At 43.4% G+C, this 25,908-nt stretch carries 21 protein-coding genes and 1 pseudogene; 11 read left to right on the plus strand and 11 right to left on the minus strand.

Annotated elements, in window-relative coordinates:
- Positions 1-55: 55 nt before the first annotated feature.
- The 4 genes from J4N45_RS05015 to J4N45_RS05030 all read left to right on the plus strand — a co-directional run bounded on the left by J4N45_RS05015 (position 56) and on the right by J4N45_RS05030 (position 5,519).
- Positions 56-595 carry a hypothetical protein gene (locus tag J4N45_RS05015; protein ID WP_252013883.1) on the plus strand — a complete coding sequence of 180 codons (540 nt, stop codon included), beginning with the start codon at positions 56-58 and terminating at the stop codon, positions 593-595.
- 136 nt (positions 596-731) lie between these two features.
- Positions 732-1,205 (plus strand): hypothetical protein, encoded by a 474-nt coding sequence (locus J4N45_RS05020; protein WP_252013885.1) that lies wholly within the window; start codon positions 732-734, stop codon positions 1,203-1,205.
- A gap of 333 nt (positions 1,206-1,538) precedes the next feature.
- Positions 1,539-4,877, plus strand: coding sequence for a hybrid sensor histidine kinase/response regulator (locus J4N45_RS05025; RefSeq protein ID WP_252013886.1), 3,339 nt, complete (start codon positions 1,539-1,541; stop codon positions 4,875-4,877).
- An 18-nt stretch (positions 4,878-4,895) separates the two neighbouring features.
- Complete coding sequence (locus J4N45_RS05030) at positions 4,896-5,519, plus strand: response regulator transcription factor (RefSeq protein WP_252013888.1); 624 nt, start codon at positions 4,896-4,898, stop codon at positions 5,517-5,519.
- A gap of 830 nt (positions 5,520-6,349) precedes the next feature.
- On the opposite strand, the gene J4N45_RS05035 is transcribed toward J4N45_RS05030, so the two are convergent.
- Positions 6,350-7,024, minus strand: a complete 675-nt coding sequence (locus J4N45_RS05035; protein ID WP_252014654.1) for a response regulator — start codon at positions 7,022-7,024, stop codon at positions 6,350-6,352.
- Positions 7,025-7,609: 585 nt separating this feature from the next.
- Between J4N45_RS05035 and J4N45_RS05040 the strand changes: the two genes are divergently transcribed.
- The 5 genes and pseudogenes from J4N45_RS05040 to J4N45_RS05060 all read left to right on the plus strand — a co-directional run bounded on the left by J4N45_RS05040 (position 7,610) and on the right by J4N45_RS05060 (position 12,268).
- Positions 7,610-8,776 (plus strand): MFS transporter, encoded by a 1,167-nt coding sequence (locus J4N45_RS05040; RefSeq protein WP_252013890.1) that lies wholly within the window; start codon positions 7,610-7,612, stop codon positions 8,774-8,776.
- A 750-nt stretch (positions 8,777-9,526) separates the two neighbouring features.
- Positions 9,527-10,030, plus strand: a complete 504-nt coding sequence (locus J4N45_RS05045; RefSeq protein ID WP_252011666.1) for a helix-turn-helix domain-containing protein — start codon at positions 9,527-9,529, stop codon at positions 10,028-10,030.
- Positions 10,030-10,869 (plus strand): annotated as a pseudogene (locus J4N45_RS05050) (IS3 family transposase); the annotation flags it as partial. The gene J4N45_RS05045 and the pseudogene J4N45_RS05050, both read left to right, overlap by 1 nt.
- A gap of 295 nt (positions 10,870-11,164) precedes the next feature.
- Entirely contained in the window at positions 11,165-11,977 is an 813-nt protein-coding gene (locus J4N45_RS05055; protein ID WP_252013891.1) for an aminotransferase class I/II-fold pyridoxal phosphate-dependent enzyme, read from the plus strand.
- A gap of 30 nt (positions 11,978-12,007) precedes the next feature.
- The gene (locus J4N45_RS05060; RefSeq protein ID WP_252013893.1) at positions 12,008-12,268 is read left to right on the plus strand and encodes a hypothetical protein; all 261 of its coding nucleotides are present in this window, start codon (positions 12,008-12,010) and stop codon (positions 12,266-12,268) included.
- 138 nt (positions 12,269-12,406) lie between these two features.
- Here J4N45_RS05060 and J4N45_RS05065 read toward each other — a convergent pair whose 3' ends face one another.
- The 9 genes from J4N45_RS05065 to J4N45_RS05105 form a co-directional block, all read right to left on the minus strand.
- Entirely contained in the window at positions 12,407-12,745 is a 339-nt protein-coding gene (locus tag J4N45_RS05065; RefSeq protein WP_252013894.1) for a cytosolic protein, read from the minus strand.
- A gap of 221 nt (positions 12,746-12,966) precedes the next feature.
- The gene (eno, locus tag J4N45_RS05070) at positions 12,967-14,256 is read right to left on the minus strand and encodes a phosphopyruvate hydratase (RefSeq protein WP_252013895.1); all 1,290 of its coding nucleotides are present in this window, start codon (positions 14,254-14,256) and stop codon (positions 12,967-12,969) included.
- Positions 14,253-15,215, minus strand: a complete 963-nt coding sequence (locus tag J4N45_RS05075; protein ID WP_252013896.1) for a phosphotransferase family protein — start codon at positions 15,213-15,215, stop codon at positions 14,253-14,255. The genes eno and J4N45_RS05075 overlap by 4 nt, the downstream gene beginning before the upstream one ends.
- Positions 15,216-15,224: 9 nt before the next feature.
- A complete protein-coding gene (locus J4N45_RS05080; RefSeq protein ID WP_252013897.1) occupies positions 15,225-16,703 on the minus strand; it encodes an aldehyde dehydrogenase family protein in 1,479 nt (492 codons plus the stop codon).
- A 2-nt stretch (positions 16,704-16,705) separates the two neighbouring features.
- Positions 16,706-17,935: a hypothetical protein gene (locus J4N45_RS05085; RefSeq protein ID WP_252013898.1), complete on the minus strand. Its 1,230-nt coding sequence runs from the start codon at positions 17,933-17,935 to the stop codon at positions 16,706-16,708.
- 67 nt (positions 17,936-18,002) lie between these two features.
- Positions 18,003-19,595: a solute:sodium symporter family transporter gene (locus J4N45_RS05090; RefSeq protein WP_252013899.1), complete on the minus strand. Its 1,593-nt coding sequence runs from the start codon at positions 19,593-19,595 to the stop codon at positions 18,003-18,005.
- Between the two features lie 109 nt (positions 19,596-19,704).
- Complete coding sequence (locus J4N45_RS05095; RefSeq protein WP_252013900.1) at positions 19,705-20,526, minus strand: class II fructose-bisphosphate aldolase; 822 nt, start codon at positions 20,524-20,526, stop codon at positions 19,705-19,707.
- Positions 20,510-21,454 carry a carbohydrate kinase family protein gene (locus J4N45_RS05100; RefSeq protein ID WP_252013901.1) on the minus strand — a complete coding sequence of 315 codons (945 nt, stop codon included), beginning with the start codon at positions 21,452-21,454 and terminating at the stop codon, positions 20,510-20,512. The genes J4N45_RS05095 and J4N45_RS05100 overlap by 17 nt, the downstream gene beginning before the upstream one ends.
- Before the next feature lie 4 nt (positions 21,455-21,458).
- Positions 21,459-22,967, minus strand: a complete 1,509-nt coding sequence (locus J4N45_RS05105) for an L-fucose/L-arabinose isomerase family protein (RefSeq protein WP_252013902.1) — start codon at positions 22,965-22,967, stop codon at positions 21,459-21,461.
- A 205-nt stretch (positions 22,968-23,172) separates the two neighbouring features.
- Between J4N45_RS05105 and J4N45_RS05110 the strand changes: the two genes are divergently transcribed.
- Complete coding sequence (locus tag J4N45_RS05110; RefSeq protein WP_252013903.1) at positions 23,173-24,021, plus strand: AraC family transcriptional regulator; 849 nt, start codon at positions 23,173-23,175, stop codon at positions 24,019-24,021.
- A gap of 115 nt (positions 24,022-24,136) precedes the next feature.
- On the opposite strand, the gene J4N45_RS05115 is transcribed toward J4N45_RS05110, so the two are convergent.
- On the minus strand, positions 24,137-24,883 hold the full coding sequence (locus tag J4N45_RS05115; protein ID WP_252013904.1) for a nuclear transport factor 2 family protein: 747 nt from the start codon (positions 24,881-24,883) through the stop codon (positions 24,137-24,139).
- A 173-nt stretch (positions 24,884-25,056) separates the two neighbouring features.
- Between J4N45_RS05115 and J4N45_RS05120 the strand changes: the two genes are divergently transcribed.
- On the plus strand, positions 25,057-25,899 hold the full coding sequence (locus J4N45_RS05120) for an SDR family oxidoreductase (RefSeq protein ID WP_252013905.1): 843 nt from the start codon (positions 25,057-25,059) through the stop codon (positions 25,897-25,899).
- Positions 25,900-25,908 lie beyond the last annotated feature (9 nt).

Genomic DNA, 25,908 nt, shown 5'->3' on the forward strand with positions numbered 1-25,908 from the left:
CTAGATTAAGAGTACGATCAGGTTATAGAATCAATAGATCTCAATAAGGCTTCTTATGCGAAAAGTGATTATTTTGAGTTGTAGTTTGCTACCAATAGTAGTTTTTGCTAGTAACGATAGTAAAAGTCTTGGCGTAGAGTATGCTCCTAACTCAAATACCGTAGGCGTTTATTTCCAGAACCTCAAACTCAATGAACTAGGATTTGGAATGTCAATAGGATTAGGGTTTCAACCGAAAGGGGATTACTACAGTTTCTCAGAACAATTTGGGCATGATGTCGGTGATGATTTCAAAGGATATGTTGATAACGTTGACGTTTACCTATCACCGTTTGCTACCTATGGAATAAGCAGCTCATGGGGGCTAACAATAGGTGCTACTCTAGCATCACAGACGACCTATGCTGAGTTCTATGATAAGTACCACATACTAGGCTATCGCGGGCATTACTACGTAGAAGCAGATAAGCAAAATAACTCTAAACTAGGATATGGGGCCAATATTGGTGTTACATATACTCTATCAAAAATTAATTTTCAGATTAAATATGACACGCTTCTTGGGTCAAATATAGGCATAGGTTATGTTTTTTAGAGCTTATCCAACTCTCAAATAGTTGATTTCATTTTACGAATTACTATGAAGTATACAATATCAGATAACTCCTACTTCTATTGGTTTTAATTGAGGTTTATATACTAATTGACAATATTTAATCGAGGTAAAGAATATGTATAAAAAGGCAATGGTGTTATTGGTCGCTGCTAGCTACCTTTCTGGCTGCGCAACAATTGTGAGTAAAGATACCTATCCTCTCAACATTGCAAGTCAACCCACACAAGCGCGTTACGAAATAAAAAATGAAGATGGTACAACCATTGATCAGGGCACGACTCCTTCAACAATTACGCTAAATGCCTCTAACGGTTTTTTCGACGGTGCTGACTATACAATAACCTACACTAAAGATGGTTTCGAACCTGTCACACACACAATTACAAGCAAAGTCGATGGTTGGTATGTTGGAAACATACTATTCGGAGGTTTTATTGGGCTTCTCATTGTGGACCCTGCGACGGGCGCTATGTGGAAGCTACCAAACTCAGATATGGCATCAATGAATAGCAGTAGTGTCAGTCAATTGAAGGTGCAATCGATCACATCATTAAGTGAAGAGCAGCGGTCGCATTTAGTTCAGCTATAAATCTGAGTAATTTGTTATCAGCCTAAATTTTGGATTGAAGCAAGATTTTCTGTTGTGCCAAGAGCCGGGACTGGCTTATAGAAACGAAGCTTGAGAGAGCGTTACTCAAAAACTAACATTTCCGTCCAAACCTAGGTCTTTAGTGCGATATCACTAGTCTAAAGATCGGTTTTTAATCTTTCTCGACATGCACAAGAAACACGTCTAAATTATTAATTAATAAGCAAACTACCAAGGATGGTAAAGTTGTAAATGCTTCGCAACTACTCCCTGTCTTACCTAAAGACCAACAGTCTTAATGTCGGCTTTCTTGTCGTCGCAATAGCGCTTTTTGTGCTTGGCGGGTTTACTGTTAAGACTATTGAAAACGTGTACTCTACCGTTAAAAGGTATGAGCATGTAACTGCAATCATCACCACTCTTGACAGGGCGCGGCTCAATGAGTTGAGTTTTGCTCGAGATCTGGAAGCAAAAGATTCAGACGCAGCTCATGATGCTATTGAAGAAGTGATTCATCTAGCGAGAAATATTTCTGATACCCCACTGAAAGGCGGTGAGCACTCCCAATCTGGAAAATTACTGAATGAGTTGATTCAGTACAAGGAGGTATTTGAGTCATATGTTCGCTTAAGCATCGATTATGAGGTGCAAAGAGAGTCTATGGTATTAAGTGCAAGGCAGGCCGATAGCGTGCTCGACGGCTTTTATGCCGCTCGCGTCAAGCAAAATGAGATAGCTCGTGCAAATACGAATCAGCTTCGTATCGACTCAAGTGAAGTCGCTGAAAATTTCTCGATTGTACAACTTCTCTCAAACTCCATTGACTCTGCAAGTAGTAATTTCGAGGAATATATAGCGACCGGTAGTCGTAGAGAGTATCGTCGTTGGCAAAGAGAAATGGGGCTAATCAATGGTTATTTGCAGCGCCTTCGGCTTGGAATGAAAGACGAAAACAGTCTGGATATTTTACAAAAGATAGAAGATTTGACCGCAATATACAGTCTTTCGGTGAATAAGGTCTCAAGGTTCCAAGTTGAAAATGACCAACAAAGTACTGACCAATCAATTGAAGAGGTTCGAGACTTTTCATATCGATTGTCACAGTTAGCTTTTAACCTTAGAAATAGTGAAGCTCAAGTGTTTGAACGAGTTCAAAGTCAACTCGCTGATTCGCAGAGAGATGTATTACGAGGCTCAGAAGTTGAACAAACACTTTATGCATTCATTAAGCAAATCGATCGTGCTAGACAGCTTGAAAGGGACTATTCAATAGCAAGATACCAAAGCTCTAAAACTGTTCATGCAACTGAAGTAAGTGCAATACTCAAGTTGCTAAAAGAACGACTAGAAAGCTACGACAGAGAAAAATTAAGTCTACAAGAAATCAACAATGTGGAGGAATTCAAAACTCTCCTCGCACGCTATAGCGAGAGCTTTGAAGAGTTTGAACAAACAGACAATGAGTTACAGAAAAGCACAGCTAGAATGGTCGCCATTGCTGTCGCGACAGAGGCCCTACTTAAGTCGATGCGGGACCAGTCCTTCGAACACATGACGGTAGCAAGAGACAACACGTTGTACGTTTATTTTCTTGGTACGGGGTTTGTCCTCGCTATCGTTTGGTTAGGCTTTTTGGTCAAACGAGCAAACCACCAGTTTAAGGGGTTGATTGATGAATTGAAGCTAGCAAACGATAAGCTAAAAGCGGCTAATGAAGCTAAATCAAGCTTTTTGGCAAATATGAGCCATGAGATTCGTACCCCAATGAATGCCATTATTGGTCTAACGCAACTAGCAAAACAAACAGATGATCAACTCGTACAGAAGCAATACGTTAGTAAAGTAGGTCACTCCGCAAATTATCTACTTAGTATTATCAACGACATCTTAGATGTATCGAAGATAGAAGCGGGAAAACTTGAGCTAGAGGAGAGCTTATTCTCGCTTCAAGAGGTTATAGATGGAACACTTCTTATATTAAAGGAGCAAGCGAGTAAGAAAGACTTAGAGCTCATAATTCACCTCTCGCGAAGTGTACCAAATGAAGTCGTTGGTGATGCTTTGAGGCTCAAACAAGTCCTCATTAATCTAGGCTCAAATGCGATAAAGTTTACTGAAAGCGGATACGTCCATATTAATATTGAGTTAGGGAAAGGTTCTCTCGAGTCAGACAAGTGTTTTATAAGCTTCTCTGTTACGGACTCAGGTATCGGTATGACGGAGCAGCAGCAAGCAAAGTTGTTTAACTCATTTTCTCAAGCGGATACATCCACAACACGCAATTATGGCGGAACCGGATTAGGCTTAGTGATCTGTCAGAGTATTATTGCCAAGATGGGTGGATCTATTAATGTTCAAAGCAAAAAGGGCGAAGGCTCAACGTTTTCTTATAGCCTAGAGTTTGCGAAACCATCCAAAACTGTCACGATCAATCGCAGTTCCGACACTGATTTAATTCTCATAGATAGCAACGAGCACTCTAACCGAGCCTTGCATTCGCAAATCGCTCCTTATACACGAAGGTTTGCCTCATTCTCTTCGATTGCTGAGTTTCTGGAAGGGCATTCGGAGGTTTTGAACGCATCGAGTGTCATTCTTTACAGGTGGAACCAAAGTTCAAGTTTAGAGGTAAACCTGTATTCTATTCGAGAGATAGAGAAGGCGATGAGGAGCGTCGGTTGTCGATTCTATATCGTTACTTATCTCAACTGTTCGAAGGTACTTGATCTGATGAGTTCCTCAGGCATGGAGTTTAAAAGGCAAATTATTGAGCTACCGTTAACCTCTGCACAAGTAACCCAGTACGCAAATTGGCTGAGTGAACCTAATGTTGATACTGGTTTTGTGGAAGGGGATACCAGTCACTATCTCGAAGATGATTCCCATCAAGACCTACCGGCATTTTTTGCTGAACTCGTGTACCGCAGAGTTCTCGTTGTCGAAGACAATGAAATCAATCAAGAGCTCATTGCTAACTTTTTGGCTTCCTATCATATTAGCTTTTCGATTGCGGAGAATGGAAAAGAAGCACTTTTAAATCTTGAGAAAGAGACATTTGATATTGTTTTAATGGACTGTCACATGCCCGTTCTAGATGGATATCAGACTACGGAAATTATCAGAACGAAGCAGGATTACAAAGATCTTCCGATCATAGCGTTAACAGCAGATGTATTTGCTGAAAATGCAGAGAGGATTGGGGAATGTGGAATGAATGCGCTGATAGGCAAGCCATTTGTTTTTGATGAGCTGAGTAAAAAAATGGCTGAACTCATGATTACAAGACAAGAAGTGATGAGTAGAGTGAATCTGCTTCAGCTAGCAATGAGAGATGAGTGTGGTCTGGACCTAGATTCAGCTTTGTCAAAACTGTCGGGTAATGTAGATCTGTATCTACAATTGTTGAGTAAATTTCTATATGAGTTTAATGAAACAGATTTTGACATTGCTGAAGAACAAGATCTTCGGCGGTATATCCATAAGGTGAAGGGCGTTGTAGGTAATATCGGTTTTCAATCGATGTATCAGCTTTGTAAGCAAATCGAATCATCAGAAGGTGGCATAAGTCCTATGCAAGTTAATGACTTGAAGAAAAAATTGGTGCAATCTCAAAGTATCGCACAGCGTGTGATAAAGTTGGACGAGAGAAACACTGCTATTATCAATAGATAATCAAAAGAGGTGACATCAATGAGTCAGTCAGTTAAGGGTCAGGTAGTGTTTTTGGTCGTAGATGATCACCCTTTAGTTGGAGAAGCCATTCGCCAGTTAGTGTCCTCAATATCTCTTCATTTTCGCGTGCACCTTGCCAATACGGCAAATGAGGCGCTAAAGATATTTCAGCAAGAAGAGATTGACTGCTTAATCTTAGACATTCAACTCGAAGAAGGTGATGGATTTGACTTATATCGAAGACTTAAACGCAAGGGTTATTCAGGCAAGACGCTATTCTGCTCAAGTATAACAAGCACCTCATTCGTGGAGACAGCTTTAAAAATGGGGGCTGATGGATATTTCACCAAGAACATGGATACGGAGTCGTTTCGGAGAAAAATCTTAAAAGTAGTCAACACTGGGCATAAAGACCACAAAGCACAATTGACAGAGTCTAACAAAGTGGTAATTAAACTTTCAGAGCGAGAAACACTTGTAAAGCATCACCTGATGGCTGGTTTGAAAAACAAGGAAATTGCTATCATTATGAACTTAAGCGAGAAAACTATCAGTACTTATAAGCACAGGATCTTGAAAAAACACGATGTAAAAAACATTATTGAATTAAGGGAGCTAGATGCTAACTTTAACTACAACTAATACAGGTTTAGTTGGGGACGTAGTAATGTTAGCTTTGTTGTTTATATATCTAGCTCCTGGATTTATTAGCAATATTATCAGTGATTCATTGCTTGTCATTGGCAAGAAAATTGCCGTTTTTCTCTCTTTGTATGTTTGGTCTAGTTTGCATTTTTCTCGATTTTTTAATTAGCCCTCTTAGGTTTGAGCAATCCTGATATTTATTCAAGAACATGCGTCGATTAGTTACATTGTTGTTGTGGCGGTGAGCCATTTTTGCCTCCTAAAGTATGCTTACTTAATTAGGATGAAACCATAAAATTGACTATGACGATAAGTTACTAATATTCTTACTCTTCGATTTTTTATAATGAGCGCTTGCTTCTTCACTTTTTCGATTAATGTCTTGGTTGTACTTTAGGATGAATTTAACGATATCAGATAGAGGTCTAACCATATTTATCTCCATGTTTATGTGATTGCTTGCTGATGATATATCTGTGAACTCAAATATATTCAGCTTTACATTTTAGATGCTCTGACGGAAGACTGTTTACAACAATTTTCAAACATAAGATCGAAGGAAATGAACATTAACACTGATATGCAAACATCTAGTTCCTAAAAATAGTTACTGTCATTAAATATGGTTGTAAGTATCAAAAGAGAAGATAGAGCTGGTCCAAATATGGCAACAGTTCTGAGTAGAGTTTTATACAAAGCGATATAGCCTACGTTTGATTTCTTTGACTTCATAACACTCACCCTTCTAAGTATGAAGTCAGAGTAGATCCTTTTAGGGTGTCTATTTTGTAGGAATTTACTTATATGTCTTTTCGAGAAAGTTAAGGCTATTCACTTAGGGTTTCGACTGAGCGTGTTATTTTCTTTATTAGGCTGGACGTACTTGTAATCAATGCTCCTTGCGCGTCATTAGATTGTAATACTTGGTGTAAGTCTTTTATAAGTGCATAAGTCTCGTGTTGCGAAGTGATAAGAGATGAACTGCCCAGAAGCTTGTGAGAACTCTTCCTAGCTTGTTGGAAATCATTAGTTTTCACCTGAGTATCTATCAGTTTAAGAAGCTTTAGAGTTTCTCGAATGTAAGGCTTTAGGAATTTTGAGCTTAGTTCGGTTTTTATACTTTGGGGCGAAACGAGTTCAGAGGTTTGTTCATTAACAATAGCAGAAAAAACTTCTTCGACTTGTGAGTTGCTAAATGGTTTTGAAATGTGACCTTGAAAGTGGAGGTTTTCAACGCCTGCTTCAGCGCTGCAAGACAAGTAGGTCATATTAGGGCTAGGGTGTCCCTCTTTTAAGAAAAGGTCAGTACCAAGTTCATCTTCCAAAAAAATATCTAATACAACCACGTCATACAGAGAATTAGACAAAAGGTGCACCGCCTCATTTATGTTATGGGCATGTTCGACATCCGTATCGTAGATGGAGATCATACTCTCTAAGACCATGAAGTTTATCTCTGAATCATCAACAACGAGAACTCTAAGCACAACCACCTCTATCATAAGCAAACAGTACTCCTAGTATAGAATGTATCTATGTCGTTTGTGAAAAGACGCACTTCTCTTAATTAAGTGTTTTCCTACAAGCTGCCATAGCCATTCACCTTAATATAGAGGGGTGGCATCAATGATCGACCCTAAGCTCGAAAGAGCTTAACGTTGCCGTTGTTACGCCTCTAAGGCACTTTGTTGAATAAAGGGGATATTTATGAATCGTTATGATCTAAAGATCGGGACACTCTTAAATGATGCGCAGTTGCGTGCCATATCATTTACAGATGCGCAAGAGAAAGCATTAAAGCTATCAAACGAGCTGGTTACCGCCTGTATTCCGCGTTATGGCTTGAGTATCCTCGAGTGCGCCAGGATGATTTATGATGCAAGCGAGAGTCAAACTTGGTTAGAGTTATGTAGCTGTTTACGCCAAGCTCGCGATAGGCTGCCAAAAGTCACAATGACTAGTTGACTAAGTATGGTCGTTACAACAGAAGAATGGGCCGACAATTTGCTCCTAATCGCGTCCAGAGGCTTAGTTCAATAACTATGAGTTAGCTTACTCCAGCAATCTAAACTCTGAGAGCACAACACATGTTAGAAGATAACAAGAAATTCATCGCTGCTTTGCTGTATATGCTGATAGCGCTGGGCGGTGTAGTTGTTGATATTATAGTCCCCTCTTTACCGTCGATTCAGTCATCTTTCGCTACTTCAGAGACTAATAGTCAATGGGTATTTTCGGCCGCTGTTCTTGGTTTTGGGTTAGGCCAGATGCTTGCTGGGTTTATTGTTGATGCATATGGACGTAAAAGACCAATGTTGTTGGGCGGCCTTTTATTGTCTTTTGCAATGTTTGCCTCCGTCACAGCCGCTAACATTGAGTTTTTGATTGTGTTCCGTCTGATCGAAGGACTAGCTGTCTCATTTGTCGCTGTAGGAGGAAGAGCAGCGATTAAAGATATCTATCAAGGTGCAGACTATTTGAAAGCAGTCAACTGGATAACGATTTCATTTGCGCTAGGGATCACGCTGTCTCCATTTGTAGGCGGTTATATAGAACAGCATTTTGGTTGGGAAATGGTCTTTGTTTTCTTAGGAGTATGGACATTACTCGGGACCATGCTCATGCAACTAACCTTTACCGAAACGCATATTCAACATCATCCCTTAAAGCGTGAAAGCATAAAAAATAGCTTGCAAGAGATACTGCTCAATCGATCTTTTCAAAGAGTGGCATTAACCTGTGGTATTTTTTACAGCATACTGCCTACTTTCAATACGGTCGCACCGTTTCTGATTCAAAACACTATGGGGTATAGCCCAGTTTTCTACGGACGCATTGCTTTGTTGCTAGGTGGGTGTTGGTTAGCAGGTAATGTCTTTAATCGAATGACCTTCTCGGTTTCACTAAGTCGCAAGACCTCTATATCCATCATATTGTCTATCATCGCGATTTTAATGGCAATTTTGTGGCAGGTCTTTCATGGCTTGAGCATATTGGCTCTAGTTCTGCCAGTGTCTATAGTCATTTTTTCGTTGGGTATGCTGTTTCCCCCATTTTTAGGTAAAGCGCTTGCACCGTTTGACCACATTGCTGGTATTGCTAACGCATTGGTTTTTTCTGGGTGTTGGTTAACTACCGCGCTGGTATCGTTCTTTGCATCTAGCTTGTCGAGCGAATCAGCGTTGCCTTTATTAGCTTTGTACGTGTTATTGATGTTAACAATAGTGCTTGTGAACAGAAGGACCTGGGATTAAGTGGATTCCTAGTATTTTGATGGACGACTTTAATTGAGGCAGTCGAGTTAGCGTAAAACATGTATATAAGTCATTGAGTGGCTAGTGATAGATTCTCAGCAATGAAGGACATGTAAACAGTACAACCAACCCCGAGTTGGCTTTGAACTTAGGCTATCCAATTTCAAATAGCTTGGTTAGTTAGCCAGCGACCGACCTAATTTACCAATTAATGAGGAACCGTGATGAACAATGGTCACCAATTTATAAGAAAGCTGATTAGTGGGTTGAACTTATCATTAAATGGGATGGACCAAGCTCGATTTATGTGAGATCGAAGTGCTCCACTTCAGCTCTACTGAACTCTTGTATAAGTGACGTTCCATACTTTTAGTTGTTCATGAAATCCTAAATAAGCGTGGCTCTTAAAACGTTTATGTCCAATTCCGAGCTTGCGCAGGAGAACGCTAACTGTGATCACCAAGTAATTCTGCCTTACCGTGACCACCAGGCGACTTTGTCGTTAGCTTTTTGGTAATACTAGAATGTAGTGTAACTTTCTTACATACTGACGAGTTAAATTTTGAGTTTCTGCTGAGTTTGACACCTTTTGGTGCCAGTCTTTGACATTATCTGGTTTTGTGACGCGATAAGTTATTGATTTTTTATGGAAAGTTTGACGGGAAGTTGTTTGATCCAGACCCTTTAAAAACGCCGCTTTTATGAACTGACCCCCAATAGTTGGACATTCCAATTACTGGGGGTCTTTTTATGTCCAAACACCACAGAGCATTCAAGCTAAAATTGGCTAAGTATGCACAACACGAGGGGTCAAGAGCTCTTGCCCTTAAATTCGGAGTATCGTCAGACCAAATTCGTTATTGGGTGTCGGTTTATCAAATTCATGGGGAAAATAGCTTTCGTCACGAGCAAGCTCCCTATAGTCAAGACTTTAAACTAGAAGTTCTAAAGACTATGCGTATTAATAACTGGTCCTTAAGATATACCAGTGCTTACTTTGATTTATCGTCTCCAGGGATACTATTTCAATGGCAAAAGCTTTATGCTCAGCAGGGTATATCCCGGCTTAAACCACAGAAAAAAGGCAGACCTTGCATGACAAACCACTCTCTTAAACCTAAGCCATCTGAGCAGATGACAGAGAAAGAACTAAGAGAGGAACTTGAGTATTTACGTGCAGAGAATGCTGTCCTAAAAAAGTTAGAGGCCTTGGCTCAAGCCAAAAAGAAAAAAGCAAAGCAAAGACACTCGTAGTCGATGAGCTCAAGGCAAAGTACCGCTTGCACCATTTACTCAAAGCTACTGGGTTAGCCCGAAGTGTGTATTACTATCATCGTAATACAACACAGGAGTCATACTCTGAATCGAGTTTAAAAAGGCAAATACGTGATATCTATCAGCAACACAAAGGGCGCTATGGATATCGCAGAATCACATGCACCTTGAGGAAGGCAGGCATGGTGATTAACCATAAACGAGTTCAACGTCTTATGATTGAGCTTGGTCTTAGGTCCAAGGTCAGGCCCAAGAGATACAAATCATACAAAGGCGAAGTTGGGCGGATCGCTTCGGACTTATTAAAAAGAGAATTCAATGCCAACAAACCGAACCAAAAGTGGGTAACGGATGTGACCGAGTTTAAAGTCGATGGTCAGAAGGTTTATCTGTCACCCGTTATCGACTTATTCAACCGAGAAGTCGTGAGTTATGAGGTGCGTAAGTCAGCAGCATTACCCTTGGTCACTGACATGATAAAAAAGGCGATAAAGACACTTAAAAAGCATGAGAATCCCATCGTGCATTCAGACCAAGGCTGGCAGTATCAAAATAAGGCGTATCAAAACCATCTCAAGAAGAAAGGGCTCGCTCAAAGTATGTCTAGAAAAGGGAATTGCTTAGACAATGCGGTTGCTGAGAACTTCTTCGGAATACTCAAGACAGAGATGTATCATAACGAAGTCTTTAAAAGTGCAGATGAACTGATTGAAAGAATTAGAGAATACATAGACTATTACAATAACGAACGAATTAAGCTGAAGTTAAAAGGCCTGAGTCCGATAGCATATCGAAATCAAGCCTTAGCAGCCGCTTAGAAATGAGTCCAACTTTATGGGGTCAGTTCATTTACTAGCGGCGTTTTGCTATCTGAATCTTATCAAAGTATGGCTCATTGCCTTTTTTCCGCGTAGTCAGGAATCTAACCATCTCGCACACCACACTCGGCTTGTCTATTGCGCGTGCTCATTTTCTTTACTTTGAAATGTCACCAAATGACCTACTACGTATACGTGGAGCCTATTATAGTGCGTGGTGAAGTTGCAAGGACAGCAACACAATAATCATTAGTACAGATCTCTTCAACTGATATAACTCGAGGTATTAGGCGGCATGAATATCCAGATCAATGAACAATTAGGTCAGGAGCAAGCGAGCTATGTGGCTCCTTATTACACGCTAGATTGTACCCTTGGTATCAACTCTTTTGGAGCTCCAAAGCTTTCGCCGGATTTGGGTGCAGAGTTACTCAAAGAAGTGGATCTGTATTACTGTCATAGTCATTTGGCAGAGTTGGCGACTAATACCGCTTGCTATGTGGGCACTAAGCCCGAGCAGCTGACTTTTACCAATGGCTCTTTAGGAGCTTTGGAGCTGATATTCAATAAGCTGTTACCCAAAGAGAAGTCTATGTTAGGCGTTGGACCTCAATTCGTCGAAGCGGTATCTGAGTTCCAGATAGCAGGCGGCACTTATCGTTCTCTAAATATGTTCGACTATTGGAATGAAGATGAGCTTTTGCATGCACTTAAGGCAGAGCTTAAATCAAATCCACCTACGATAGTGTATATCGATAACCCGAACAATCCGACCGGCTTGATTTATACAAGAACCACTTTGATGGAACTGTGTCGAGCGTGCAATGAAGTGGGTTCCATACTGCTGATTGACGAGGCTTATGGTGAGTTTCTAGATGTTGAAGAGTCGATGATTGGGGTGACCGCTGAGTTTGATAATCTTATTGTTCTGAGAACCTTTTCGAAGGGGCTAGGCCTTGCAGGCATTCGATTGGGTTACGCAGTATCTTCTAGGAAACTCGCCCACTACCTCAATCAATCAGTATTGCCATTCGCGCCGTCCTTGCCAGCAATTAAGGTAGCAAATCATGTCCTTTGCAATATGGGAACATACTTAAGGGACACCTAAGAACAGACGCAGACTTACAAAGTAGAACTAATGGAGTTACTTTCTGGTCACGGTATCGAGGTTATGCCAACTTCAATAAAAACGCCGATATTGCTGGCCTATATGAAAGGTTTTGATTTGGCGGGTTGGCTGAAAAAAGCGGAGATACTCACGTGCTCTGGTAGCCATTTTCATGTGACTTGCCAAGAAGTCAATGAGCAATATACTCGGATGCGAGTTGTAGGAAATAGACGTGACTTGGTTCAACTAGACCAGCGAATAGGTCATTTGAAATCTCAAATAAACGTTTAATGGACAGAATATCAACGATAGCTATTGAGTCGATCTTCCTCTCGTTGTTTGACGATCGGCAATAACGTCTATTCTTTGAACGTTAATTAAGCCTAAGTGTTCAACCAAACTCGTGACAGTTGTCTTACAGGCGCACCCTCAACCTATTCTGGTAATAAAGGTTTCCTCATCATCTACAAAAGCCACAAAGCCGCCGTGATAGATAAACACCCGACCACGTTCCTCCACAATACAGGCAAGCTGAGGATTCAAATCTTCGTCATTGTTCTTACGTTGAAAAGTGCCAGTGTCAGTAATGACGCCGTCGAGTCTTGGCAAATACCCAAAAGTGCGCCTAGCTTGGTCAATTAGGCTCAGTTCGCTGGCGATCGAGAAGCAAGAGGGAATCGCCCCCGCATCCTCAATAAACATGGGTTTAAGTTCTTCAAAAGCGGTAATCACCAGCCAGTCGATGCCGTTAACGTGATGGATAAACATAGGGTGTCTCTGTGATTCTGATGTGGGGAGTTTATCACTATCAGTAGAGCTCGTAGAAGGGAATTAGTTGGCAAAGAGAGGACTCTGATTCATTTTTGGCAATTTGCCAGACCTAATTGACGTAAGGAAATGCCCCAAACGAGTTTTGGGGCAAATGGATGACACGAGAGCTAATTGAAATAGTATGAAGTGATCGCGTTAGCAGTTATCCCACACACATCTTACCTTAGATTTTCTAGAGCGGTAAAAATCTTCCCTCCTACAAATCGATCATTACCTTTTAGTTTTCTTTGAATACGCAAAACTTCATTCCATTTAACCAGACGCTCACTACGAGTAAATGACCCGACCTTTAATTGACCTGCGTTGGTTGCAACGGCCAGGTGGCTGATAAATGCATCTTCTGTTTCACCCGAACGCGCTGACACGACAGGCAGCCAACCCGCTTGTTGAGTGAGACGAATTGCTTCGATGGTCTCAGTCACGGTGCCAATTTGGTTGAGCTTAATGAGCACGCTATTAGCCAGTTTTTGTTCAATACCTTGTTTGATACGTTCTAGGTTCGTAGTAAACAAGTCATCGCCGATGACTTGTACTCTATGGCCAACTTCCTCTGTGAATTTCTGCCACATCTCAAAGTCAGTATCTGCAAATGGATCTTCGATAGAAAGAACAGGGTATTTTTCGCACCACTCTAACATTAAGGTGAGGAACTCTTCTGAGGTGTAACTTTTATCATCGAGTGGTAGGTGATATTTACCATCTCGGTAGAGATCGCTTGCCGCAATATCGAGTGAAATCGATACCTCTTTTCCAGGCGTGTAGCCCGCTTCTTTGATGCATTCAACAACGAAGTCAAAGATCGCATTGTGGTTATCAAACGTTGGCCAGAAGCCTCCTTCATCTGCAGCGCCTGCTAACAAGCCTCGCTCTTTGAGTAACTTTTCACCGGCATGGTAGATGTTAAAGGTTACCTCTAGTGTTTCTTCATAGCTGCTTGCCCCGTTTGCGATGAGCAGAAAGTCTTGAATGTCCGTACGCCACTGAGCGTGAGCGCCGCCACCGACCAACTGTATTTCTGGAAGTGGCAGTAGCGTTCCTGGTTTATCACATAGGCTTTGGAATAGGGGCTTACCTTTGAGCTTGGCATTGGCATCGGCAACGGCTAAAGAAACGCCTAAGATCGCATTTGCACCGAGGCGTGACTTACTTGGCGTCCCATCAAGTTCACACATCTGCTTGTCGATTTCGACTTGATCTTCGATAGGACGACCAACTAAAAGATCTGCGATTTCAGTTTTCACGTTTTCGATAGCTTTGTAGACCGACTTACCAAGGAACTTGTTTGGAACATTGTCTCGAAGCTCTAAGGCTTCAAACTGACCCGTCGATGCCCCAGATGGTACCAACCCCACACCTTCAATACCGTTGTCTAGTTCGACCACGACTTCTACGGTGGGTTTGCCGCGTGAGTCGTAGATTTGGTATGCATCGATGGATTTGATATTCATGCCTTAACTCCTTGTAATAGATAATCTAGCGATGTGATATCTTGACCTAGCAAGTTAAAGACCTTTGCTCGGATCGCTTCTCTTTGAGGTTCGGTGAGATACTCAACAGGGGATTTGCCGTCGATTCGTGCCAGCATCAACATCAAGGTGGTTTCTACTGTGTGAGATTCATTTATCTGAGCGAGTTTGTCTGCTCCTAACGCAAGCTGGTAGCTATCCATAAATGCACTAGCGAGGTCAAGAAATTGCTCATTATTAAAATGCAGATACTTGAGTATCAGGTGATGAATAAGAAAACCAATATCAAATGATGGGTCGCCAAACCATGCGACTTCACAATCGACGATTTTGATTTCGTTACTAGCAACTAAGATGTTTTTGGGACTAAAGTCTCCGTGTATCAGACACAATTTAGTGGTTTCTATTGTTTCAACCAGCGCATTTAAGCGCGATTCAAGCTGAGGATGCTTTGTCCGCATAAACTCAAAGTATGGTGAAAGCCTGAGCTCATGGAAGTTAGCATCAGAATCAAACCACGTTTTAGCATTTTGATCGTCCCAGCTCATCGCATGAATTGTGCCAAGCGCCGCTCCGATATTGGTGGCGACTTGAGGCCTTATTTCTCCTTCGAGTAAATACTTCTTCCAATCGCGAAAACACTCGGGAAAGAACTCCATGATGAATAGGTTTTCATCTTCGAAGCTATTGCGAATGGTCGGTACCCATGTTGGATATTTCTCACCAACGTATTTTAAGTAGCGCTGTTCGTATTTATTGCGGCTTGGGTCAGCAAGCCACTCTTCAGCGACCTTAAGCTGTGAAAGAGCGCGTTTGGCGACAAAACGGTCATCGCCGTCTTCAATCAAGAAAATCTCACAACTGACCCCGCCCGTAAGCGGGGTAGCGGTTGCTCGATCTTGTTTGACAACGCCATAGTGTTTTAACAGATCGATAATCATAGAATGGCCTTATCTCCTAGCTGCCACAGACATCTGACGTAGGTAGCCTTCAAAGGTAGCTCGGCTATTTACACCACCACCACAGCCACTTTGGTTACACGCACCATAGTGCAGGCCATACTCAAATACGTTGTGGGCATTAATCCAGCTATTGCCACTAACTAGTTCATGAGCAATGGTTTTTGCTTTGGCTAGATCTTGAGTCCATACACTGTTGGCTAAGCCGTACTGGTTACGGTTGGCACGCTCTACAACCTCTTCTTCATCGCTGAACTTGATCAGGAAAGTGACCGGGCCAAAGATCTCTTCTTGTGCCCATTTATTGCTATCATCACCTGCTAACAAGGTTGGTTCGAAGTAGAACCCTTGCGCCAGCTCACCAGTCATTGGGCGTTTTCCTCCGCAGATCACTTCAGCACCATCCGCTTGGGCCTCGGCGACACACTCTAAGATCTTCGCCATCTGTTTCTGAGTACAAATAGGACCCATTTGAGACTCAGTATCAAGTCCTCGACCTAGCTTAATCGACTCAAAATGTGCCTTGGCTTTGGAAGCAAACTCATCATAAACGGATTCGTGAACATACCAGCGAGACGCAGTACAGCACACTTGACCTGCGTTAAATAGCAGTGCACCAGATAGCCCTTCTACCGCCGCATCCACATCCGCATCACTACAAACAATAGCTGCGCCTTTACCTCCGAGCTCAAGCTTCGCCGGTACAAGATTTCGACCGCATACCTCACCGATGTGACGGCCAACTTCTGTTGAGCCCGTAAACGACATCAGTTTGATACGCGGGTCGTTGATAAGTGCTTCACCAGCCACACGACCAGCACCCGGAAGAACATTAGCGACACCAGCTGGGAAGCCTGCTTCCTTGAAAAGCTTTGCAAGGTATAGAGTAGAAAGTGGTGTTTCTGAGGCAGGTTTTACAACGATGGTATTACCGGCCGCTAATGCAGGCGCGATGCCCCATGCACATAAACAAAACGGAAAGTTCCAAGGGAAGACAAATGCCGATACGCCATAAGGGATTTTGGCAGTGTGGCTGTCGGTCAGCTCGAGACCCAGGTCAACCTCGTACTCGGTATCCTCCGCTACACCAGCAAAGTACTCGAAACATTCAGCGGCAAATGGGATATCAAATCCTTCTGCTTCGCCAATTGGTTTGCCCACATCGATAGATTCAAGTTCCGCAAGTATAGGTAAGTCACGGCGGATGAGCTCTGCCAACTTACGTAGCAGGCCTGCGCGTTCGCTTGGCTCCGTTTTTCCCCAAGATTTGAATGCAGACTCAGCACTGCCGATAGCATTCGCGACATCTTCAGGTTGTGAAAGGGATACCTGAGTGATCACAGATGCGGTAGCAGGGTCGATGACATCAATGGTTTTCTCTGAGGCGTGCCATTCACCATTGAAGTAGAACTTTTGTGGTGAAGCTTCAATAAAGGCATGAGTTTGGTCTTGAAGAGTATAAGTTTTCATTATTAATCATCCTTTTGGGTAAGCGTGGTAAATACGCTGAAACGAGTGTCCAAAGTAGAGATATATCGCTCTACTAGCTGGTGGATAGATTGACGCTGCTGCTGTTCGTCTGTTGAGGTTGTCAAATCGACCTCGAAAATGGTGTTGATACATGGAAAACGCAGCGACGCTCCAGCTGCCAATGTGCAGTGGGTCGGCTTTCCTAGATACCTTGGATGTTTTCTCGCCCAATCAAGACCAAGACAAGAGGCTCCAATTGAGGTTTCCATGCCGAGTGCATAGTTGCGATCGACGCCACCTTGGTAGTCTGCCCACGGGGTAAAGTCTCGACCGCCTGAGTGTATCCAGTAATTCATTGAGCTAGCGTTGGCTTGGTGTTCGATAGCATCAAAAGGCACCAGTGTTAAGTAGGCCATTTTTAAGTAAGGGTTGATGCAAACGCTCCACAGATAACGGCTGTGATCGGTGACGCCAGAGATAAATTCTGAGAGTCCGTTGTAGCCGGGCATTGTAGATACATCTTTGGTTTTGCGGTGATTGGAATGAGATTGAGAAACCGGAGCTTCGCCCAGCGAGGTAAATTCTGCCCCCGATTTCAATGCGCTGGTGTGATCAAACTCAGTTCCTGTTGGTGCGGTTTTAAATTGATTGCAGTTGGTCTCTATCAAGCAGCCACGCTCAAGAAAAGGGGCACCAAGTGTTGTATGCCAAGCGAGATTGATCTCAACGTCTTTATCGGTAGGGTTGATTACTTCAAGCACCATATAATGTGTTGAGCTCGATGCTGGTAATATGTCCCATTTTCGGTAATGCAATCCTTGGTAGTTCCCAGTTAGTTTCCAATGTGCATAAACCGCCTCCTGTTGCCCTGATTTCGTTTGCTGTGCATCTTCAAGTTGCCAGTCCATATTTGCGGTGTCGCCATGTGGAAGTAGTTCACTGTTACCGGGTCCAAAGGTAGGAGCACATGGAAACGTGCCTGCAGCTTGTCGCATGAGTTCAATGCCCCAGTAAGTCTGTTGCTCCTGGCTAGCAGGGTTTAACTTGCCTGAAAAAGGGGTTTTGAAGTGTGGGATCCAGTGAGTGTTGACCCACTGAGCACTACTACCAAGTCGACAAAGTGATGAAAACTCAGGGGTCATTCCACCAAATTTCTGTACAAAAAGCTTTGTTTGGTCGTTTTTGAGCCAAACGCCGTCCTGACCTAAATACTGGCCAATTTCAATTTTCATCGTGAAGCCCTCTACTAGAGCGAGAGTTAGCCACCTTGGGAGCATTCTCCCAAGGTGATTTTGTGGGCTAGGCTGCGATGCCTAATGGCGAGAACAGGATGTAAAGTGCTATCACACCCACACAGATAACCGCTGCAAGCTTTTTGGCGTGAACCCAGTGCTCGAGGTTTACTACGTTAGCTTGAGTCGGTTGATAGTCATTGACTTGAGGAGCAAACTTGCCAATCACCACCATTAGAATGGCTGTAGCAAGGAACAGAACGCCAGTTAGATGCAAGAAATGGATATCGAACTGGAATACGAACAGCGATAGTGCGTATGCGGTCATGAAGAACACGATACCAATGTTGGCAGCCATTGGTGGAACGCGACGAGTGATAAGACCAACGACGATAATGGTAAACATTGGTGCCATATAGAAGCTATTGATGGTTTGGAAGTACTGGAAGAAGCCTTCTGGAGCATAGTAGATGAACGGCGCAACGAAGATTGATCCTAGCCCCACCACTGCCGAGAAGCGTTTGCCCACACGTACTAAGTCTTGGTCCGTCGCGTTTTTGTTTATTAGTGGCTTGTAGACATTCAGAGTAAATAGCGTTGACGTACTGTGAAGTACTGAGTTGAATGAGCTAAGTACTGCACCAAACAATACCGCAGCGAAGAAACCAATCAGCGGTGTTGGTAGCACCTCACGCACCAGTTTCGGGTACGCCACTTCGCCGCTTTCTAGATCTGGGCCAAACATAGCGAAGGCGATAATACCCGGTAGTAGCAAGAAAAATGGACCAGCTAACTTAAGCAGACCTGCCCAAAGTACACCTTTTTGGCCTTCCGCCAGGTTTTGAGCACCTAATGCGCGTTGGATGATGGACTGGTTGGTTCCCCAATAAAATAGGTTAAGGATCAGCATTCCAGTAAAGAAAGTAGAGAATGGAACTGGGTCTTCGGAGCCACCAATAGCGTTAAGCTTTTCTGGATGCTCATTCATCAGTAGTTGGAAACCATCGACAACACTACCATCACCAAGTGCGCTTAAGCCGAATAGAGGGATAAGGAAAACGCCACCGATGAGTAGGCCGACACCGTTAAAGGTATCAGAATAAGCAATAGCTTTTAGACCGCCAAATACCGCGTAGGCTGCACCTACGGTGCCAATACCTATTACCATGATCCAAAGACCGCCCCAATATGAGACATTAAAGATGCCTGAGATGTCGAAGATACCGCCTAGCGCGACTGAGCCTGTGTAGAGAATTGGTGGTAAAAGGTTGAACACATAGCCAAATAAGAACAAGAACGTACAAAAGTACATAGTGCTCTTGCCGAAGCGGTCTTCGATAAATTCAGGAATGGTGGTAACGCCGCCACTGAGGTATTTAGGTAACAAGTAGAGGGCAACCACGACAAGAGTTAATGCTGCGCACACCTCCCATGCCATCGGTGTCATGTTTGCAGTGTAGCCTTGTGCATTAAGCCCGACTAACTGCTCGGTTGATAGGTTGGTAAGCATCAGCGATGATGCAATTAAAATCCCTGATAGACCCCGTCCAGCAAGGAAATAAGAAGTGGCTGATTCTTGTTTTTGCTTTGATTTTACTTTGTACCAAGAACCTACGGCAACGAGCGCTGTTACCGTCAGAAACGATAGAGGTATAAGCATGGTGTAGTCCTTTGTTCACGTTATCGGATTGTAGCACTGGCGAGGATATGCAGAACCTGACCTCACCAGCACAAAGGGTTATCACTCTGGCTCTTATTGAAAGATTTTGTTATTGAACCATTGCTGAGTATTTTTGGACTTCCTGTGCAATTTCAGGAAGAACCTTTTGCATAGTCACTGGTGGATAGGCGGCCAGCCCATCTAGCGCAATCTCTTTGCCTAATGTCTGCATGTAAGCCGTGTGTATTGCCGTGCCGACATTGATTTTTGCGATACCCATGGTGATGGAACGACGTATATCCTCACCACTGATGCCAGTGCCACCGTGCAGAACGAGTGGCACATCCACCGCTCGGTAGATCTCTTCGAGCCTGTCAAAGTGGATCTCAGGCTCTCCTTGGTAGTGGCCGTGAGCTGTGCCGATGCCAACGGCGATCATATCCACACCCGTTTGCTCGCGCAGGGCTTTGACATCAGCTACTGCGGCCAAGAAATCATCATTCTCATCGAAGCCTCGGCCACGTATTTTCCCTAGCTCGGCTTCCACAATGACACCCTTGGAGTGGGCGTAATCGACGACCGTTTTTGTGTTAGCGATATTTTCTTCGAGGCTTAAATGCGAGCCGTCATACATTACGGAATCAAACCCAGCGTCAACCGCAGCTAGCACTTGCTGAATGTCGCCGCAGTGGTCTAGGTGCAGATAGATTGGCACCTTGTGACGTTTGCGTAGTCCCTCGACCATAGAGACAACAAGATCAACCCCTAGAGCGTCAATCACGGCGGTATAGGCCATTAGCATCACAGGCTGGTTATTTTCTTCGGCAACTGAGCAGATCGCTTGCCCGTCCCAGATGTCGTTAAAGTTGAATCCAATTAGGCATTTGCCCGTTTTGTAGTACTCAGTGATCAACTCAGATAGCTGCTTCATATTCCAATCCTTTGATATTGATCTGTTCAAAATTCTTGATAACGCCGCTAGAGCCATATTGTTGAACCACTGTGGCTCCAGCATTGTTGGCGACCTTGACGGCGTTGGTGAGGGTGTAGCCGCGGGCGATGGCAGAAAGGAATCCGCTAACGAATCCATCTCCAGCTCCGGTGGTATCGATAACTTTGTCAACCTTGCTACCCTTGACCCAATAGGCGTCAATGCCATCGTTAACGAATGCACCTTTAGCTCCTGCTTTTATCACCACGGTTTTCACTCCGCAGTTGATAAAAAAGTCGGCGCATTCTTCAATGGTGTCGCAACGACTGATAGCTTTTGCTTCATTCAAAGTCGGTAGGAAATAGGTCAGACTGGGTAGAATCGGCTTGATGGTTTCCAGCCATTTGCCTGTTGAATCCCAACCGACATCAAGACTGGTGATTTTTTCTGCTTTAGAAGCGGTGTAAAAAATTTCTGTCAGTCCGTTGCTTTCCAGCGAGGGTAAAAGGAAGTAACCACTGGAATGCACTATGTCGTGTGACAATACTGAGGTCACTTCTATATCTTCAAGTGACAACGTATCAACCGTACCACCGCGGTAAAGAAATACGCGTTCGCCGGATTTATCCACCAGAGCAATGGCAGTGCCGGTGCTTTCTTGTGCCGTTTGGTGGATCTGAGCCGTATCAACACCAGCTGTTTGGTAGTGATTGATTAGCCAATCGCCAAACAGGTCTTTTCCTAGTTTTGTATAGAGGCTGACTGGGGTTCCAATAGCGGCTAAATTAAGCGCTACGTTAGCAGCGTCACCACCGGCTTTGATATTGACGTTATCCACTAACGTAACATCTTGTTGAAATTCAAACTGGTCGACAGGGCCAACGATTAAGTCAGCGACCGCCATTCCAATACAAGCGATGGTTTTCATAGTGTTACCCTCGGCCAAATCCCATATGCTCACCTTGGTTGGATACCTCGATTTCCGAGATGCCTAACCAGTAGTTGAGTAGTTGAAGGTCTTTGAGGAAATGGCCACGACCGACGATCCAATGATGGTCTAACCCTCTATCTAAGATGGTACCTACGATTTGTGCCGCGCTATGACCGTGAGTATCAATTTCGCCGTAAGTGCCACGGAACTTCATGTCTGACTCAACGAGATCACCTTCAAAGGCAAACACCTTTGTGATGTCGGGAGATTGGTATTTCGCAACAGTGACTGGCCCCGGTTCCACCAAGAACTCAAACAACATGCCCCAAGCTGTTTCACTGTCAAAGTTCTCTAAGATCCCGTGCTTTCGGCACTCAAAACCAGAACCAATTTTGCGTAGTCGAGTTGCTGCAGAACCGTTATGCCAAGCTCCCAGTTTTGTGCCATCTTGAGACAGATAGGAAATATCAGATAACATCGGAATGGACTCTGACTCTCGGACTTGATCCATCAAAATCATGGAGATAAGTGCACCGGTATCGGCCTCGTCAGAGACCAGAATCCCTTGGTCATTCATCAATGCCATCGCGCCGTCTCCTGCAATGTTGAAATGATCAAAAAGTTCTGGCCAGTTCTTGAAGCTGACGCCGATGTAATCGTTTTCACGGGCAAATACCATAAGGGCAAGCGATAGGCGGATGGTGTCTTCGACTTGGTCATTAGGTACGTTATTGAGCTTACAATCTGGGTCATTTAGGATCAGGCGCTTCACCTCATCAATATCGCTTTGATTAAAGTTAGCCATTCGTGAGGTGATGTCGACAAGGTTGACGCGATCAAAGCCTAGCTCGAGCTTTTTCAGTACATCAATCTCACTGACTTCGCAGTCGTAGAACCCAGGTACGCGGCCTGCACCCGCGATGACGGCTTTTCGACCTTTGATGTTAGAAATTGCGCGGCTTACTCGAGCGAAACGGCAGATTTCTGTAGCAAATTTCTCATCGCTAGGAGGACAAAATAGCCATTGATAACGAACGTCTAGGTGGTTCAATATGCCGAGAACAAAGTTTTGTGAGCATAAACGATTGGCTGATAGGTTTTGGCCGTTGCCCATAGGTTCTGGCATACCGAAGCTAAAGATAGGGGTCTTGTGTTTGGAGAGCCAAGTGCCTAGTTGAGACGCAATTTCACCAGTTGTGTAAGCAGCGTGGCAAAGCACAATACCATCAACACCTTGGTGAGCAGCGTCATCAAGAAATTTTTTAAGCTCTAAATGGTCTTGGAATGGTTCTGGTGCACAAATCAGTTCGAACTGTTCTTGAGGTAGTAATTCTTTGACTTGATTTGCAATTGACTGGTTGGTATCGCGAGCAAGCGCCCAGTCAAAATGGATTTCAATCGCCACAGAGAAAAACGCGATGCGAGTTTTCTTGTTCTCTGGAGCAGATGGGATAAGTGAAGCTATAAACTCGGATGCTACGCCTTGAGTACTGATCTCTTTGCGAATCATGTGTGTTCTCCAACATCGTTAAGACTTATTCAAATCCTAACGGGCAGAGACTATCCTAGCTTTGCAAATATTTGCACATAATGTTCAAATATTTGCTTTGTTTAGAATTGTGATTCAGATCTAATTGAGCCTGTTTGAACTTGTAATGGAAATATCATCAGTGTCCAATAAGAAGGTGGCAATAAACTCTATGGGCGAAAGTTAGATGAAAGCAAAAGCTGAAGCAATCAAAAGCACACATCGCTCATTTATTGCCTATGCCTATGAGTCGAATGAGTTTGAACATCCTTTCCATTTTCATTATGAGGCGGAAATTGTCTTTATTAAGGAAGGGGAAGGGGATGTAATTATTGGTAATTCGTCGACTTCTTACCAATCGGGAGATGTTTTTTTAATAGGCTCTAATGTTCCTCATCGATTTAGAACGTATAGTGACAATCATTATCTACGCTCTGATATCCTTCAGTTTTCCTATGACTGCTTTGGCGAGTTTTTCTTTGACACACCCGAGCTCACAAGGATTAGTAAGCTGATTAATCAATCAAAGTATGGATTAATCATCCGTTCGGCACCAGATTTGTTATTTACTAAAATAGAAGAGCTTATCAATCTTGAAGGTATTTCTGCGGTTATTTCACTTTTGCAGCTTCTGTCAGAAATTGACCGAAACCAAGAGATTGAAATTATCTCTAAAACGCCAGATAAATATAGCGAAGTTAAGATAGAAATGAAGATATCTGCTGCAGTTGATTGGATTGATAGTAATTACTTCAGAAAGATAAGTCTCGATGATGTGGCTAGTAAAACCAATATGAATAAGCATGCTTTCTGCCGGGCTTTTAAGCATGAAACGGGTAAAACCCCGATGCACTATATAAATGAGAAGAGAATTGAAGAAGCTGCTAATCTGTTACTAAAAACGCACAAGTCTATCACTGAGATTGGGTTTGAAGTTGGATTTACAAATGTATCAAGCTTTAATCGCAATTTTAAAACCATTCGCAACACTTCCCCCAAAGCATATCGAGAAATGACGAGAGTGTTTTCTTCCTAAGAACAATAAACTGAGCTTTTAACAGGTTTTAGGTTCAGGTTTCGAACTAGGTCATCCCTGCACCTCCTTATAGCCACCATTGACCAACAGGGATGAACCTAAGCATCAGAGCTCGTTAGAACTTTCCTCCGTTAACCCATTCATCTTTTGGAGGCACAGGTTCTTGGTTGACCCACAGTTCGACGATCTTTCCATCTTGCACCCGAAAAATATCGAAACGAGCCAGTTCTTGGCCTTGGTAGAGGACTCGACTGTAGGCGACGACAGTATTGCCTTGGCCTATGATTTTGAATACTTGGTCATAGCAACCTACGTACTTTTGAGGTTCATCGACCGTTGATTCTGAGTGGACTGGGATGTTCTGTAAGTCCACGTACTTAGATGCCGCATCGGATTGACCTAAGACCATGACATCGCAAAGAAACGTTCGAACCAGTTCTTTATTCTCAGTTGTTTTATCGAGATCATTCGGCTCTGTTGGTCCAGCTATCTGGTCCGTATCACCGTTTGAGTTTTCGACATACGCTGAGATTACGTCCCAATGCTCAATGATCTTGTCATTTTCATCGGTATCAAAAAGGTCAGTGGTGACCCAGTATGCTTCGCCTTTGTTAATGTTTTGGTAGGCTTGCACAAACACATACTGACCATCAACGACTGAGCGAACGATTCGAATGTCTCTATCATGACAGCGCTCGATAAAGGGCTCAAAGAACTCGACAAAGCCTTCAATGCCATTTCTTACACCAGTACTGTGCTGAGTGTAGCGAATCCCGGTGTATCTAGTGACGGCTTGGCGTGCGTGTCCATCTCTGATCCCTTCCATATAAAGGTTGGTCGCATTTTCTAGCTTTCGACTCATAGGTTGTCCCTCTGTCAGACTGTGTTGTCGAAATTAAGCCTAGTCCATTATTGTGTTCGTTGATGGTCAAGGTTCGATATTGACCATCTTAGCGCCCAGACTAACCTGTCGGTTGTATTTGCAATGGCTACAATTTAGCGAGGTGATCAATACAGACACATGAGGAAAGCACGATGAAGATAGCGGTAACGGCAGCAAGTGGGCAGTTAGGGGCGGCCATTGTCAAAGCAACAGTAGAGGTTGTGTCGAGCGAGAATGTCGTGGCATTAGCCAGAACACCATCAAAAGCAGAACACTTAGGCGTTGAAGTTCGCCCAGGTGATTACAATGATCGTGACCAGCTAACTGCCTCGTTACAAGGTATTGATGCGCTACTGATTGTGTCGGGAATGGATGCGCCTGAAAAGCGTATCGAGCAGCACCGAAATGTCATAGAAGCGGCCAAGTCTGCTGGGGTCAAAAAGTTAGTTTATACAAGCGTACAAGGTGCGGAGGAAGGCACGGCTTTTTCGCCGGTTATCCAGAGTAATCGACAGACCGAACAAGATGTGAGAGAGAGCGGTCTAGAATGGGTTATTGGCCGCAATGGTATCTATATTGAACCTGATATCGAGTATATCGAGAGCTACAAAAAACTAGGTAAGATCATTAACTGCGCGGGTGATGGAAGATGTGGCTACACCACGCGCTCAGAGCTTGCTTGTGCTTATGCAAGAATGTTGACGGAAGATAAGCATAATGGTGAAACCTATAACTTACATGGCGAAGCGCTGACTCAGTATCAACTCGCTGATTACCTTAACTCTGCATTTAAGACTACTTTGTCTTATCAACCTATGTCTGTGGAAGACTATCGATTGGATCGCATTGCTGAGCTGGGAGACTTTATTGGTACTGTGATAGCGGGTATCTATCAAGGTATTCAAGAAGGTAAAGCGGATAACCCTAGTCATTATGCGAAAGCGGCAAGTAGAGCACATCAAAGTTGGGATGACTATTTTGCCTCTTTAAACTAGAGTAGGCAG

Origin of the sequence: Vibrio sp. SCSIO 43140, from assembly GCF_023716585.1 — a bacterium.
GTDB classification, from domain to species: Bacteria; Pseudomonadota; Gammaproteobacteria; order Enterobacterales; family Vibrionaceae; genus Vibrio; species Vibrio maritimus_B.